This is a genomic window from Sodalinema sp. (genome assembly GCF_046483825.1).
In the GTDB taxonomy this organism is placed as follows: domain Bacteria; phylum Cyanobacteriota; class Cyanobacteriia; order Cyanobacteriales; family Geitlerinemataceae; genus Sodalinema.
In genome coordinates this window covers 1-14,985 of the sequence record NZ_JAWOCL010000283.1, presented here as the reverse complement: position 1 = coordinate 14,985, position 14,985 = coordinate 1, and the positions used below count along the sequence as shown (strand labels likewise).

Sequence of the window (14,985 nt, the reverse complement as noted above, 5' to 3'; positions counted from 1 at the left end):
AGTCCCCAATTCCCCGAAGCCTCCCACCGCAAGCAGACGCGCCTCTTGCCTCTTCTTCTCCTGTTCCCTGTTCCCAGTTCCGGTGTTCCCTGTTCCCTTCTCTTGCCTCTTGCCTCTTGCCTTTTGCCTTCCCCCCCACCATGCTCATTCTCACCCTACTCTCCTTGGCGATTTGGATTGGTTTACTGGCCCTGCGGGGTCAGTTTTGGCGATCGCACATTCGCTTACGTCCCGTTCCGGCCAACGTCGATCCCTTACCCAGTGTCTGTGCGATCGTCCCGGCCCGCAACGAAGCCGAGTTACTGCCCAAAACCCTGCGATCGCTGCTTCTGCAAGAGGCCGTCACCAGCTTTCGGGTGATTCTCGTCGATGATCGCAGTGACGATGGAACCGCCGAAATTGCCGAGGCGATCGCCGCCGAAGTCCAAACCCTAGCCAACGAATTACAACTGCATCTGCCCCAACTCGACATTATCACCGCCGATCCCCTCCCCCCCGGCTGGAGTGGGAAACTCTGGGCCATGGACCAAGGCATCCGCTATGCCCAACGCTACAGCCCCGTCTATTATCTCCTCACCGACGCCGATATCCAACATCATCCCCATAACCTACGACAACTGCTCTTTAAAGCCGAACGGGAAGGCCTCGATCTCGTCTCCCTGATGGTGAAATTGCGCTGCGAGAGTCTTTGGGAACGACTACTCATTCCCCCATTTATCTATTTCTTCCAAAAACTCTATCCCTTCGATTGGGTGAATAACCCCCAAAAACGCACCGCCGCCGCCGCTGGAGGCTGCATTCTCATTCGTCGTCAGGCCCTCGATCGCATCGGTGGCTTAGCCAGCATCAAACAAACCCTCATCGATGACTGTGCCTTAGCCCAAGCCGTCAAACAATCCGATGGCAACGACTATCATAGTATCTGGTTAGGTCTAGCCGACAAAACCATCAGTTTACGGGCCTATCCCGGACTTGGGAGTATCTGGGGAATGGTGGCCCGAACCGCCTATACCCAACTCAACTACTCTCCTCTGCTGCTGCTGCTAACCGTCATCGGCATGGGCCTCACCTATTGGGTTCCCCCCATTGCCCTAATTTGGGGCTTAGCCAACGAGCAATCGTTTATCGCCCTGCTGGGCCTGGCCAGCTGGTCCTTGATGGCGTTTTCCCTTTTTCCCACCCTGTCCCTCTACCGTCAACCGCCATTTCTGGGCTTGATCCTGCCCCTGATTGCGGCCCTGTATACCCTCATGACCCTCGATTCTGCCCTGCGACATCTCTTGGGGCGAGGAGGCGCTTGGAAAGGGCGTGTTTATCCCGGTGGCCACCGAGGCGATCGCAGCGGCTAACTCCGGCGGCCACCCTATCCCCAACTGCCCAAACGGTATAAGATAATCTCTGCTGGCTAACCGCCAAACCACCGTTGTTATTGGAACCTTATGGACGCGGCTGAACTATTAAATCGCTATGGCACTGGCGTTCGCGATTTTAGTGGCGTTGATTTGCGGCGCATTTCCCTAAGTCGGGCTGATCTCTATCAGATCTGCCTCAAAGACGCCATTCTCAGCGGCGCCTCCCTCACGGATGCAGATTTACGCGGGGCTGACTTGTCGAAAACCGATCTCGTTGGCGCCCGCCTCAATGGGGCCTCCCTGGTGGGGGCGAGTCTCTATGGTGCCGATTTGACGCAAGTGGAGATGCGATCGACGGACTTATATCGTGTGGATTTGCGCCAAGCCTGTCTCAAAGGGGCAGATTTATACGAGTCAGACTTTCGGGAAGTCAACCTGGAAGGGGCTAACCTCTGTGAAGCGAGTTTACGCGGGGCCAACTTCCGCCAGGTGAAGTTAGATCAGGTGAAACTCCATGATGCCGATTTGCGCGGGGCTGACTTACGCGGCGCCAGTTGGATGGGGGTAGAACTCATCCGCGCCTATTTTGAGGAAGCCAATCTCAGTTATGCCAATATGGGAGGAGTCTCGTTTGAGGGGGCGAATCTGCAAAAGGCCAACATGACCTGTTCGATTTTGACGGGCGCGAATCTCACGGAAGTGAATCTGATGGGGGCTTCGTTAAAGGGGACGAAACTCGATCAAGCCAATCTCTACGGCGCGAACCTCAGTAATGCCGATTTAACGCAAGCGGATTTAAAGATGGCGGATTTAACCAGTGCCGATTTGAGTTACGCCAACCTCACCGGGGCCGATGTCTGGGGCGCCCACATGACGGCCGCCAATCTCCACGGCGCCATTCTCCCCGACGGAACCCGTCACGATTAACCCCTGTTCCCCCCTCTTGCCTAGGGCGACCATAAAGGTACGCCCCTACGTCTTTCCCCTCTTGGGAGGGGCGAGGGGTGGGTTGTTCCCAGTTCCGGTGTTCCCTGTTCCCTGTTCCCTGTTCCCTTCTTCCCCATGCCTACAACCTCCAACAGCCTAGAAACCCAACTCACCGACCTGCAAACGACGGCGATCGCCGAAATCACGGCCACCAATAGCCTCGATCAGTTAGAATCGCTGCGGGTTGGCTATTTGGGTAAAAAAGGACAAGTCTCGAAAATTCTCGGCGGAATGGGTCAACTCGATAAGAGCGATCGCCCCCGCATCGGAAAGCTGGCCAATGAGGTCAAAACTGCCCTAGAAGCCGCCCTCAGTGACAAAAAGGATGAATTACAACAAGCGGCCATTCAAGCCCGTCTCGCCTCAGAAACCCTCGATGTCACCATGCCGGCGCTGGTGGTTCCCCAAGGCCGTCGTCATCCCCTCAATAGCACCATCGATCGCATCCTCGATATCTTTGTCGGCCTGGGCTACACCGTGGCCACGGGACCGGAAATTGAGACGGATTATTACAACTTCGAGGCCCTGAATACTCCGGCAGATCACCCGGCCCGGGATATGCAGGATACCTTCTACCTGCCCGGCGATCGCCTCTTGCGAACTCACACCTCCTCGGTGCAAATTCGCTATATGGAACAGCAACAGCCCCCCATCCGCGTCGTCGCCCCGGGACGTGTCTATCGTCGCGATACGGTGGATGCCACGCATTCGGCGGTGTTCCATCAAATTGAACTCTTAGCTGTTGATGAGGGACTCACCTTCACCGACTTAAAGGGAACCATTCGCGAGTTTGTGCGGCAAATCTTCGGGGATGTTGAAATTCGCTTTCGCCCCAGTTATTTCCCCTTCACTGAACCCAGTGCCGAAGTGGATGTGAAATGGAAAGGAGACTGGCTCGAAGTTCTCGGTTGCGGAACCGTCGATCCCAATGTGCTAGAGGCGGTCGGCTACGACAGTGAACGCTACACCGGTTTTGCGGCAGGCTTCGGGGTGGAACGCTTTGCCATGGTTCTACACCAAATGGACGATATCCGCCGCCTCTATAACAGCGATTTGCGGTTCCTCAATCAGTTCAATTAACGATATTAACGACATTATCGACATTATCGATCCGGGCCGGGCCAAACGAGAGGCCAGCGTCCTATGGACCCTCTCGGTATACCTGTTAGGGTGGCAGGGAGAAAAGAGCAACATTTCAGTGTTGTCGTCAATCCCCCATGCTCAAACCCCTTTCCCTGATGACTCTGAGCTTAAGCCTAACCCTACTGGCGAACCTCAGCTCGACCGCCCTAGCCAATGACCCGGATTGTCCGCAATTCTACGAAGATAGCAGCGGCCAACGAACCTGCCTTGAAAATGGCCGGCCGGTTCAACCCGTCAGTCCACCGAACTATGTCGAGTCTGTGGACTATCTCGATCAACTCAAGCATTGCCAACCGGTGGCCACGGCCATCGGTTTTGGGAGGATTGTGATCGAAGCGCGGGTGCGAGGTTGGGAGGATGACCGCTGTGTGGTGCAAATGAATGCCTTTAACGTGGAACGGCCCCAACGGCGGGCGGTCTATGCCCTATGTCGCTATCGTCGCTCGACGCTGGATTTGATGACCGATGAACGAGCCTACGAGCAGGCTCGCACGGGGGAGACGACGTTTAGCAGTGACGATCCCAGGGATATGGCCCTTTCCGATGGAACCCTCCAAGATTGTCAATTCTCCAATACTTGGCTCGAAGAATTGGTGGATTGATGGTTTCTCTAACCCCGCAAACCTTCAATTCCCCGCGCCACGGTATAGCCGGCCATGGCCAGCAATAGGAGGCGAAATAAGACATTGACGAGGGAGTCGGGCAACTTGGGGAGGCTGCGACTGCCCAATTGCGCCCCAATCATTCCCCCAAGGCCTAATAAGACTCCCCCCAGCCAAAAAACATTGCCCGCTGCGCTATGTCGGATTAACCCGGATAGGGCGATAAACATAATCGCTCCTAAACTGTTGCGAATCGCGGGTTTAATGGCCATGCCAACCAATAGCATTTGCAGCGGAACCATGACCGCACCACCGCCAATGCCGAATAGGCCTGAGAGAAATCCGGCCAGGAGTCCAATGCTAATCAGGATCGCCATGGCCCGCCCTGGGGGAATTGAGTCTATCTTTGAGGTGAGATGGTCTTGGGCCTCAAGGTCTTGGGCCTCAAGGTCTTGGGCCTCAAGGTCTTGGCCCTTAAGGTTTTGGGCCAGACGGCGACGCAAACCCATGAAATAGATCGTCAGCAGTTGCAAGGCGGCGAAACTAAAGGCTAAGGCCCAGGCGGGAACCCAGGTGGCTACCTCGGCCCCAAGTTGTGCGGTACTGATGCCGCCGATGGCTAAGCCCAAAGACCCCCGAGGCTGTGAGTCTCCGGCTCGCCAGTTACGCACGGTTCCTGAGAGGGCGTTGATGAAGACGGCGACTAAACTGGTGGCGCTGGCTTGTTGGATGGGTAAGCCCCAAGCGAGTAGGCCCGGAACCATCAAAATTCCGCCGCCGATGCCCAGGACTCCTGAGGCGATGCCGGTGATGAGTCCTAAGAAAATCAGTAGTAGTTGTCCAATCTCCATGGTTAGGATTTGGGACGCGGTTGTCGGGCCAGGCGGAATACCTCGGCGGCGAAGTCGGGATTCTCGGACAGGCGGCGAAACAGGGGCGGTAGGTCCTGGGCGTGCTGTTTGAGAAAACTCTCGTAGCGGCGAGGGGTGCGCCCAGCCAGAAACACCAGTTCTTCGGCGTTGAGGTTGAGACATTGGGCAATGGCCCGAATCACCTCTTCTTTGGCGGCGTAGTCGGCGCGATCGTTCTCGAGTTTGGAGAGGTAGGTGAAGTCTAATTCCAGTTGCTGGGCTAGGCCTCGCTGGGAGAGTCCTAATTCTTTGCGGGCGCTACGAATGACTTGTCCAAAGCTTTCTTCCACGATCTGATCCTCGGGGCTAGGGCGCAACGGTTCTCTGGGGCGATCGCCCTCGACCGGCATTTGGCCTCTTTAGTTTAGCCAGCCCTTGACAAAAAAATCAACGGTCGCTACAGTAGAGTTAGGTTGATTTAAAAATCAACACCGCTAGCGAGAGCGACGCAGCAGACCCCGTTGGATTGGGCTAAGGCTCCGGCCAAGGCTCAATCCGACCTTCCTCGCCAGCGATGGATTAGATTAACCTGACACCATTAGCCAGCAACGACTCCGAGGAGGATCTTGTCGTGAGTAATGAGCAACAGGACGATAAAAGGGTTCGATTTGAGCAATTCCAGGGGATTTTAGCCCGACAGCAACAGCAGGCCTATCACGTGAGGACGCGAGAGGAAGACGTCCAACAGCATGAGGATCAGCAGTTAGTGTCTCGGGTTGCCGGTTATACGCCCGATGCTATTGTGCGGGGGTTAGCGGACTTGCAACTGGAGGTGGATACGACGGTGACTCAGTTGGGCGATCGCCTGCGAGGGGAGTTCGAGAAGCAAGATCACCTGCAACGGGCGATCGCCATTGCCCGACAACAGCAACAACAACTCCATGACATTGGCATTGTCGCCGATCACCTGTATCTGTTGCGGGGAGAACACGCCGAAAAACGACGACAACTGAGCGATCGCATCGCCCAGGAATACGAATCCCTCGACAAACGCCGCCAGCAAACCCACAAACGCTGGCAACAGGACCAACAGCAGCATGAGGAGATTTGGGAGAACCAACGGCAACAGCGGCAAAAACAACGGCAACAGGAAGAAGCTGATGCAGCGTATCATCAGCAACAGCAGCGACAACGGGATGCTGATGATTATGCCCGAGCCGCCCGAGAACAGGAGATCGAGTTAGCCCAACAGGGTCAGATGAAGCAGAAAGATTGGAACGCCCGAGAAGCGGTGTTAACGGCTCATCAAGCCGAGATTGAGCGCGATCGCCAGCGGGTGACGGGCTTTGAGGAGGAGTTACAGCAAGCCTTTGAAACGGCGAAAACTGAAGCGATCCAAGAGGTTCATCGGCAGTCACGCAGCCGTCGTGAGTTGCTTGAGAAGACTTGGCAGGGACGCGAACAAGGCTATCAGGTGAAACTGGAGTCTTTAGAGGCGGTGTTGGCGCAGCAAGATAACCAACTGGCTGAGATTAACGCTCAACTGCAAGAGGCGCGGCAACAGGCGCGGACCTTGTCGGTGCAGGCGTTTAATTAAGGGAATAGGGGAGAAGAAGGCAAGAGGCAAGAGGCAAGAGGCAATAGGGGTTTACCCTTGTGGTCGCTCTCTTCCGAGTTGTGTTATTGGAAACCGAAATTACCGACCGAAATCACCGAGAGAGCAACATTTTTTTGCTCGAATAAAACAATATTTTGGAGTCTTTTGTTATGGCTAAACGCATCAATTCTCGGAATACTAAAGCCGAAATTTTAGAGGCGTATGAGGCATTGCTCGATGAGAAAAAACACTTGCAGGCTCAAGTGAAACAGGCGCAGCGATCGCCGGACCCCAAACCTGCTGCTAGTCCCAATTCCTCAACAGACTCACGTTCCTCTGAGCGGTCAGATCAACCAGAACAAACCATCGTTCAGGGTCACGATACCTTAGCTCAATTGCAGCAAATTCAATTGGGGTTTGGGGGATTTGTCAGTCAGCTTTCGGAGGTTTTAACCCGAGATGCTAGCAAATTTGCAGAGGTTTTAAGTGCTATTGAAGCTGAACAAGAGCGCTTGCAAAATCTCTATGAAATTGAGTCTGTGGATGAGACAACTCTCACAACCTTGGTTGAGAGTTATCGCAATGAATCCAAACAATTTGCCGAGGAATTTGAGGCGGAACAGGAGGAGTTAGAACAGGAGTTGCACGCTCAGCTAGAGGCTTGGTGCAAAGAACAAGCTGATTGGCAACATTCCTTTGACGAAGAACGGCAACGACTCGAAACCATCTGGACACGGGAGAATGAAGAGTATTATTATCAACGAGCCATTGCCCAAGAAATCGACGAGGAACGCTATCAGCAACAGTTACAGGAGCAATACCGTCAACTGGAGGAATCTCGCCAAGAACAGGAACAGGCCTGGGAGGCGCGAGAAACGGCGATCGCGCAACGGGAAGCGGAGTGGACTGAGTTACAGGCTAAGGTGGCGGCCTTCCCGGGCCAGCGAGACGAGCAGATTCACAACGGGAAACGCCAAGGAGAGGCGATCGCCACCCATCAAGTCAATAGCGCCCTGGAACTGCGTCAGCAAGAGATTGAGGGACAACAACGCCGCTATGAGTTGCAAATTGAGGGCTTAGAACGTACCATCGGCGATCGCCAACAGCAAATCCAGTCTCTGAGTCAACAGCTTGAGGCCACCTTACAGCAAGTTCAAGAGTTAGCCGTCAAAGCCATTGAAGGCCATGCCAACGGTGAATCGTTGCAGGCCGTCAAAGAGATCGCCCTCGAACAAGCCAAAACAGCGGGACGAAACAAGTGAGCAACAGCATCCGTTAAGATGGACGAGGATGGCAACAAAACCGAGGCAGTCATCCACTATCCACGGTTATGGGGGAGTCGTCCAAACAATGCTAATTGAAGATGAAGAACTCCGGGGAATCTTTCAAGAAGCCAGTGAAGATGGCTTACGAAAAATCAAAGCAGGATTGGCCGAGTTGCGAGAGAATCCTAAAGATGCGGAGACCCTAGAGGACTTACTTCGAGAAAGCCATTCCCTCAAAGGTAACGCCGGGATGTTGGGGCTAAAAGACATCGCCACCTTAACCCAACAGTGGGAACATCTACTGAGCCAGGTCAAGGGCGGTCAGGTTAACTTTGATGACGAGGTTCAGCAACGGCTAGACGAGGGCTTAACGGCCCTCGATGGCCTGGTCCGAGAAGCGATTACTGGGGAGCCGTCGGGGGTTCAAACCTTCTATATTTTGGCGAAATTGATGGGATCTCAGGAGTCGACGGTGTCCTCTCACGGAGATGAGGCCCAGTCCTCCAGTTCAGCCCCGGCTGAGAACCGAACCACTCAACCGCGCTCGCTGGTGTCTCGGGGGGCTGAGACCCCTGAGAGATCCCCTGGGCGACCTCCAGAGACATCAGCAGACGCCCTTGAGGCCGATGATATCCTCGGCCGCCTTGAAGCGGAATTCTTAGCCCTAGAAGACCATGATTCAGATGAGGCGGCCCAGGAGACGATCCAGCAGAGCGATCGCATTGAGTCTCTGTTTCGGGATCTTGATCGGTTAGAGCAGTTAACGGGAGATGATGGCCAGTTACAGACGTTAACCCAGAACTGGAAACAAGATCTGGTGACTCTCATTGAGAGTGGTGGCAGTTTTGAAGCCCAAGCCGATCATCTCTATGATGGACTCGATGCCATTCGCGCCCATTTCCACCCGCGCCTATCCCCGCCGCCGCTGAGTGAGGCCGCCCCCCCGAGTCCCTCGCCGGCTCCTCAAGGGACAGCGAGCCAGGAGACGGCCACCTATATTGAAGATGATGAACTGCGCCATACTTTTCAACAGGCCAGTCAAGATCATCTGCAAAAACTCTATGACGGCTTACTGCATCTCGAACAATTCCCTGATGATCGGGCCAAACTTGAAGATATCCTACGGGAAGTTCATAGCCTCAAAGGAGATGCGGGGATGTTGGGGGTGACGGCGGTGGCCCAGTTGGCCCATGACTGGGAACAAGAACTCGCTCCGGTGAAGTCGGGCCAGGTGAGTATTGATAATGAAAAATGCGATCGCCTACTGATGGGCCTCGATCGCATCCGGCGTTTGATTCACCAAGCCATTACCCCGCCTGAACAGTCTGAGAGTGAGTCGGAGGAGGACAACGCGGCTCCTCCGGTGGCGGAAAGTCGCTATATCGAGGACGACGAGTTACGACAAACCTTTCAGGTGGCCAGTGAGGATCATTTGCAAAAACTTGATGCGGGATTGTTGTATTTAGAAGAGCATCCCCAGGATGAGTCGAAACTCGATGAGGTGTTGCGGGAAATCCATAGCATTAAAGGCGATGCGGCGATGTTGGGGATTAGCGATATGGCCCAACTGGCTCATGAGTGGGAACAACAATTGCTACCGGTGAAACAGGGGCGAGAAACCTTTGATAGTTCCCTGTGCGATCGCCTCGGGGACGGGATTAAAGATTTGCGACGATTGGTTGATGAGGCCATCAGCAACAGTCCGGCTCAACTGTCTTTGATGGAGAGTCTAGCTCGATTGCGCGGCGAAACGGGACAGCCAGCACCGACGCCAGCTCGGGCTAAACCGTCGGAGACTTCTTCGAATTCGTCGGGGGCGGATCATCATGATGGGAATTATCGCATTGATACGATCCGGGTCGATACGCAAAATCTCGATGCGTTGATGACGACGGCTGGGGAATTGACGGTTACGAAAATTCGCATCGCGCACCGACTCTCGGAAATCGAAGAAGTGGTGGCGTTTTGGGAAGAGTGGGCGCGAGAGGCGGGTAATACGCCTTTAAAACTCAATCAGCCGTTCCAGAATGAGTTGCAAAAAACCATTGAGCAGCGCGGGGGGGGAACGAGAGGGACGAATGGCCATGTTAGTCGAATGGGTGCGGCGGCTCAGGCTCCCATCTCCGAGGGGGCGTTGCTGAATTTCTATCGCTTGCAAGAACAGAATGAAGCTCGTCTCGAAACGTTGGGTAAGTTGGTGAATCGGCTCCAGGTGGGGATTGCTGAGGACACGGCCCGGTTAGAAACCCTGGCCGATGAGATTGAGGAAGGGGTGCGAACGCTGCGGTTGCTGCCGTTATCGACGATTTTTAATCTCTATCCTCGGCTAGTTCGGGATTTGGCGCGATCGCAGGGAAAAGAGGTGCGTCTCAAGATTATCGGCGGCGACACGCGAGCAGATAAACGGATTTTGGAGGATATGAAAGATCCTCTGACGCATATTATCCGCAATGCGATCGACCACGGGATTGAGTCTCCTGAAGAACGCCAACGTCAGGGAAAACCCAGTACGGCGACGATCACTCTGCGGGGCTACCAAACGGCCAGTACCATTGCGATCGAGGTGAGTGACGATGGACAGGGCTTGGATCTCAAAAAAATTAAAAAAACGGCAATTAAAAATGAGGTGGCCTCGGCCATGGAACTCGACACCATGACGCCGAACCAGATCCAAAACTTGATTTTTATGCCCGGTTTCTCGACGCGCAATTTTGTGACAGAAGTCTCGGGCCGGGGTGTGGGGTTAGATGTGGTGCGGGCCAATGTTGAACGGTTGAAAGGGTCGGTTCAGGTCAAGTCGAATCGGGGCCAGGGCTGTTCGATTCATCTTCAGTTGGGGACAACTCTGGCAACGGCTCATGTGTTACTCCTAGAGGTGCGTCATATTTACCATGAAGCCACGAGGACGATTCTACCGCGACAGGCCTATGCGCTGCCGGTGGAGTTTGTGCAAACGGCGTTGATGATTGCCCCGGATGATATCTTTTCTCTGGAAGGCCGCGAGACGATTCTCCATGATAATCAGCCGATTTCGGTGGTTCACTTGGCGGATATTTTGGAGTTACCCATTCGGGCGCAGATGGAGGATAAGCAATCATCGTTTGCCTGTATTTTGCTGAAAGTCGGTGAGGATTGGTTGGGGTTATTGGTCGATCGCCTCATTGATGAACAAGATGCCATTCTCAAGCCTCAGAGTAAGCTCCTGAAACGGGTTCGCAATGTGTCGGGGGCGACGATTCTCGGCACTGGGGAGGTCTGTATGGTGCTGAATCCGGTGGATATCATTAAATCGGTGCGCGGTGTCCATCGTCGGGCCAATGTTAGCTCTGAGATCATTGAGCCAGCATCGAGTCAGGCGGAAACTCCGGCTAAACAGATGTTGTTGTTGGTGGAGGATTCGATTACCACCCGCACTCAGGAAAAACGAATTTTGGAGGCGGCTGGGTATGGGGTGGTGACGGCCGTCGATGGCCTCGATGGTTACAATAAACTGCGCAGTGGCCGCTTTGATGCCGTGGTTTCAGATATTCAAATGCCCAATCTCGATGGGTTGGAGTTAACGGCTCGGATTCGCAATCATCAGGAGTATAGTGAATTGCCGATTGTTTTGGTGACCTCTCTGGCAACGGATGAGGATCGTCGTCGCGGTGCTGATGCAGGCGCGAATGCTTATATCACAAAAAGTAGTTTTAATCAAGATGTTTTAGTCGAAACCCTCCAGCGGTTAATCTGAGATGATGTACTCTTTCTGGAGGCTGCAAGTATTGACCGAGCACTTTCGACTGTTGAGCCAGTCTTGGCGCTCCCCGAGCGCGTCGTTATAGACTTTGCGGCAAGTCTCGGGCCAATTCAGCATCTGGAGTTCTTGTTCTAGATCTGGGTCAATCCGATATGAGTCGGTCAATACAAATATGCTGTTATTATAGCTTAAGGAAGTAGCAATGCTCCCTAGGAATAACGACAAGAGTTTGGCGACTTCGTTCGACTCCATCGCCTCGGCTTTCCCATACGACACTCACGCTTCGCGTAGAGTGCGGGGCTTCTGGCCGATTAAGCTAAAGGAACGCTCTTTGAGATTTACCGAGAGCTTTGCCAATTCTGACGACGACTAAACATGCCCATTCGTGTTCTGATTGCTGAAGATTCTCCCGTTGTGCAGGTGATTCTGCGGCGGATGTTAGCTACTTATCCCGATATTGAGTTGGTGGGGATGGCCCGTACGGGGAAGGAAGCTTTAACGATGATGGCGCGGGCGCGGCCGGATGTGGTTTGCACGGATTTTCATATGCCGGAGATGAATGGCCTGGAATTGACTCAGGAGATTATGGCCACGATGCCCCGGCCGATTTTGGTGTTGAGTGCGTCGGTACAGGCGGAGGATACGCAGAATGTGTTTCGGGTGTTGAATGCGGGGGCGGTGGATGTGTTGCCGAAACCGATTGATGGGGGGGCGAATAATTGGAATGATTTGCAGCAGGAGTTGATTACCAAAATTCGGGTGTTGTCGGGGGTGGCGGTGTTTACTCATCGTCGTCAGTTGATGGGCCAGTCTCGTCGCCCTCGCGAGATTGGAACGGCGGAATCGGTGGTGCGGCCGGTGTCGTCGATTGCGCCGGAGGTGAGACAACGGACGTATGAGTTGGTGGCGATTGGAGCCTCGACGGGGGGTCCGCAGGCGTTACAGGGGATTTTACGGCAAATTCCCCGGAATTTTCCGGTTCCGGTGGTTTGTGTGCAACATATTAGTCGTGGCTTTTTGACGGGGTTGGTGAATTGGCTTGATGCTGAATGTGCGGTGTCGGTTCGCATTGCTCAGGTGGGGATGCGGGCGGAGGCGGGGGTGGTCTATTTTCCGCCGGAGAATCAGCATTTAACGTTTAGTCGTCGCGGTGTGTTTGCGTCGGCCCCGCTACCGCCGTTTTCGGGCCATCGTCCTTCGGTGACGGTGATGTTTGAGTCGGTGGCGGCGGTCTATGGACGGCATTGTGTGGGCATTTTGCTGACGGGGATGGGGAAGGATGGCGCGGTGGGGATGCAGTCTATCGCTCAGGTGGGAGGGGTCACGATCGCTCAGGATGAGGCGACGTCGGTGGTGTTTGGGATGCCGAAGGAGGCGATCGCTCTCGGGGCGGCTCAGTATATTTTGCCCCTCGGTGAGATTGCTCCGGTTCTGTTGAAACGTTTGTTTAATGTGCCAAGCCCGAGTTAGGTTACGAATTGCGGGCTAGGGCTTTTCTTTCGTTCCTAGATAGGGAATAATTGGAAGCGGCTAATTCCGAATTATCTGATCGTTCCATGACTGCTTCTAAAGGACTGCCTCTGTCGAGCCGTAAGCGACATTCTCTTAAGTTATCTCAGTCTCAAGCCTCAGCGGTGGCGGGGGTGGGCGGGGTTGAGCGGATTGAGCCGTCACCGCTGTTGTTGCAACGATTGACGCGGGGGGTGTTTTGTCAACATGGGTTGCGATCGCTGCGGTTATGGGTTTGGCTTCAGTTGTTGTATGGTCGTCAGTATCGGTCGCTCTGGGAGGAGGTGACGCCAGGAACGCCTGGTTTGTTTAGTTATGCTCAGTGGCGCGATCGCTTTTTTACTCCGGGACATCCGAAGGGGGAGGAGGTTCCACCACTTCACGATCGCCGCTGTCCCTGTAGTCGCACGGCCTATGATTGGGTGCAGTCGGTGGTGGGTTCGGCGGGGATGGAGGCCTGGATTGAGCAGGTTTGCACGGAGTTGGGGGTGGAGTTGTCGGAGTGGCACGAACGCTTACAACAGCGGTTGTTTGGGGTGACGCGGCGATCGCTGGCCGATGATTTACGCTTGTTGGTGGAGTTGGGGTTGTTACGGCGGCGGGGTCATAAGTTTGAGCCGTTGGAGAGGTTACCGGCATGGGTGACGGAAGCGGTGGCGAAGGCGTTACCCAGGGACCGTTCTGAGCGTCCGTCGGGTGGGATGATGGCCTCGGCAGAGGTGCTATTTGGTAATTTGGATTTTGCGAGTTTAGCGCAACGCTACGCTCAGCCAGTGGCGGGGGTACAGCGGTTTTTTGTCCATGTGGATTATGTGGTGCGCGATGGCCAGATTGACCAAGTTGAGGATGGTATTGAGGCCTTGTATCAACTCTGGCAACAGCCTCAAGTCCCGCCGGTGCGGTTGTTGTATCGCAGTTCGCGGCTGCGGACATCGCGCTCTTGTGTGGTGTATCCGGTCTGTTGTTATTATATGCGGCGATCGATTTATCTCTGCGGTTTTGGCCAAACGCCCACGGGGCAAGGGCAGTGGTACAATTTCCGCTTAGATCATATTGAGGCGTTGGAAGCCTTGAGTTGGGATTCGCAGGAGTTGCCTTTTTTCTTGCATCAGGCTGATCAGGAGCAGCGGTTACCGGTTCCCGATGAGATTCGCGCCGAGATGGAATCGGTGTGGGGGTTTGATTTTTATTTACCGGCTCGTCTCTTGATTTTGCGGTTTGAACGGCAGTTTCATGAGGGTTATGTTGCCCGAACGTTTCGCCATGAGACGTTTAAGCAGATTTCTTATGAGCAGGTTGAACGTCATATTCGAGAGTTGGCTGAGCCGGATGATCGGGAGCGGCTGTTGTCGGTGTGGCGATCGCGTTCCCCGGAGGATGCTTATTATCAGGCATTATACCGTCACGGGGATATCAATGTGCAGATGCGTCTGCGGGCCTGGCGACCGTTGGGTGAGGTCTTATTTCCGGGAGAGTTACGGGATGAGATGGCCCTGGAGGTGAAACAGGAGCATGGTTGGTATTTTGGGGATTAGGGAAGAGAGGCAAGAGGCAAGAGGCAAGAGGCAAAAGGCAAGAGGGGGGGCGTACCTTTATCGAAAAACTTGGGTTTAAAACCCCGTCCTTCTAGGACGGCTTTCTCTGATTCTCAATGTATTGCTTGAGAATCTCGACAGGTGCGCCACCAACGGATGACGCCAAATAGCTCGGACTCCACAAGGCATCTTTTTTGTATGGCTTTGGTAGGCTGGCTTGTCCGTATCTACGACTAGATACACCCTTAAGACTATTGACAATCTGAGAAACCGATAACTTCGGCGGATACTCAATAAGCGTGTGTATGTGGTCGCATTCGCCGTTAAACTCCAAAATTTCAAAATCCATTTTTCTGGCGACCGTGTAGAAGAACTTTTCGAGCAACACCAGACTCTCTTGAGTTA

At 54.1% G+C, this 14,985-nt stretch carries 13 protein-coding genes and 1 pseudogene; 10 read left to right on the top strand and 4 right to left on the bottom strand.

Annotated features, from left to right (window positions below):
* The first annotated feature begins 140 nt into the window (after positions 1-140).
* The 4 genes from R6U67_RS18025 (at position 141) to R6U67_RS18010 (ending at position 4,084) form a co-directional block, all read left to right on the top strand.
* The gene (locus R6U67_RS18025; RefSeq protein WP_410253826.1) at positions 141-1,349 is read left to right on the top strand and encodes a glycosyltransferase; all 1,209 of its coding nucleotides are present in this window, start codon (positions 141-143) and stop codon (positions 1,347-1,349) included.
* Between the two features lie 90 nt (positions 1,350-1,439).
* A complete protein-coding gene (locus R6U67_RS18020) occupies positions 1,440-2,279 on the top strand; it encodes a pentapeptide repeat-containing protein (protein ID WP_410253825.1) in 840 nt (279 codons plus the stop codon).
* 135 nt (positions 2,280-2,414) lie between these two features.
* Complete coding sequence (pheS, locus tag R6U67_RS18015; protein WP_410253824.1) at positions 2,415-3,419, top strand: phenylalanine--tRNA ligase subunit alpha; 1,005 nt, start codon at positions 2,415-2,417, stop codon at positions 3,417-3,419.
* A 137-nt stretch (positions 3,420-3,556) separates the two neighbouring features.
* A complete protein-coding gene (locus tag R6U67_RS18010) occupies positions 3,557-4,084 on the top strand; it encodes a hypothetical protein (RefSeq protein WP_410253823.1) in 528 nt (175 codons plus the stop codon).
* An 8-nt stretch (positions 4,085-4,092) separates the two neighbouring features.
* Here the strand turns inward: R6U67_RS18010 and R6U67_RS18005 are convergent, their stop codons facing one another.
* Together R6U67_RS18005 and R6U67_RS18000 are read right to left on the bottom strand one after the other, a co-directional pair.
* The gene (locus tag R6U67_RS18005; RefSeq protein WP_410253822.1) at positions 4,093-4,935 is read right to left on the bottom strand and encodes a sulfite exporter TauE/SafE family protein; all 843 of its coding nucleotides are present in this window, start codon (positions 4,933-4,935) and stop codon (positions 4,093-4,095) included.
* A 2-nt stretch (positions 4,936-4,937) separates the two neighbouring features.
* Complete coding sequence (locus R6U67_RS18000) at positions 4,938-5,345, bottom strand: helix-turn-helix domain-containing protein (protein WP_410253821.1); 408 nt, start codon at positions 5,343-5,345, stop codon at positions 4,938-4,940.
* Positions 5,346-5,566: 221 nt separating this feature from the next.
* On the opposite strand from R6U67_RS18000, the gene R6U67_RS17995 reads away from it, so the two are divergent.
* From R6U67_RS17995 to R6U67_RS17980, 4 genes and pseudogenes are all read left to right on the top strand, one after another.
* Positions 5,567-6,532 (top strand): hypothetical protein, encoded by a 966-nt coding sequence (locus R6U67_RS17995; protein WP_410253820.1) that lies wholly within the window; start codon positions 5,567-5,569, stop codon positions 6,530-6,532.
* Between the two features lie 170 nt (positions 6,533-6,702).
* A complete protein-coding gene (locus R6U67_RS17990; protein ID WP_410253819.1) occupies positions 6,703-7,794 on the top strand; it encodes a hypothetical protein in 1,092 nt (363 codons plus the stop codon).
* A pseudogene (locus R6U67_RS17985) lies at positions 7,718-8,167 on the top strand (Hpt domain-containing protein); the annotation flags it as partial. The gene R6U67_RS17990 and the pseudogene R6U67_RS17985, both read left to right, overlap by 77 nt.
* A gap of 627 nt (positions 8,168-8,794) precedes the next feature.
* Positions 8,795-11,530 (top strand): Hpt domain-containing protein, encoded by a 2,736-nt coding sequence (locus R6U67_RS17980; protein ID WP_410253841.1) that lies wholly within the window; start codon positions 8,795-8,797, stop codon positions 11,528-11,530.
* Here R6U67_RS17980 and R6U67_RS17975 read toward each other — a convergent pair.
* Positions 11,522-11,788 (bottom strand): helix-turn-helix domain-containing protein, encoded by a 267-nt coding sequence (locus tag R6U67_RS17975; RefSeq protein ID WP_410253818.1) that lies wholly within the window; start codon positions 11,786-11,788, stop codon positions 11,522-11,524. The genes R6U67_RS17980 and R6U67_RS17975 overlap by 9 nt on opposite strands.
* Positions 11,789-11,911: 123 nt before the next feature.
* Here R6U67_RS17975 and cheB point away from each other — a divergent pair, with 123 nt between their 5' ends.
* Together cheB and R6U67_RS17965 are read left to right on the top strand one after the other, a co-directional pair.
* On the top strand, positions 11,912-13,006 hold the full coding sequence (gene cheB, locus R6U67_RS17970) for a chemotaxis-specific protein-glutamate methyltransferase CheB (RefSeq protein WP_410253817.1): 1,095 nt from the start codon (positions 11,912-11,914) through the stop codon (positions 13,004-13,006).
* An 86-nt stretch (positions 13,007-13,092) separates the two neighbouring features.
* Positions 13,093-14,580 carry a TIGR03985 family CRISPR-associated protein gene (locus R6U67_RS17965; RefSeq protein WP_410253816.1) on the top strand — a complete coding sequence of 496 codons (1,488 nt, stop codon included), beginning with the start codon at positions 13,093-13,095 and terminating at the stop codon, positions 14,578-14,580.
* 91 nt (positions 14,581-14,671) lie between these two features.
* On the opposite strand, the gene tnpA is transcribed toward R6U67_RS17965, so the two are convergent.
* The coding region (gene tnpA, locus R6U67_RS17960) for an IS200/IS605 family transposase (protein WP_410253815.1) at positions 14,672-14,985 on the bottom strand (314 nt) is incomplete at its 5' end.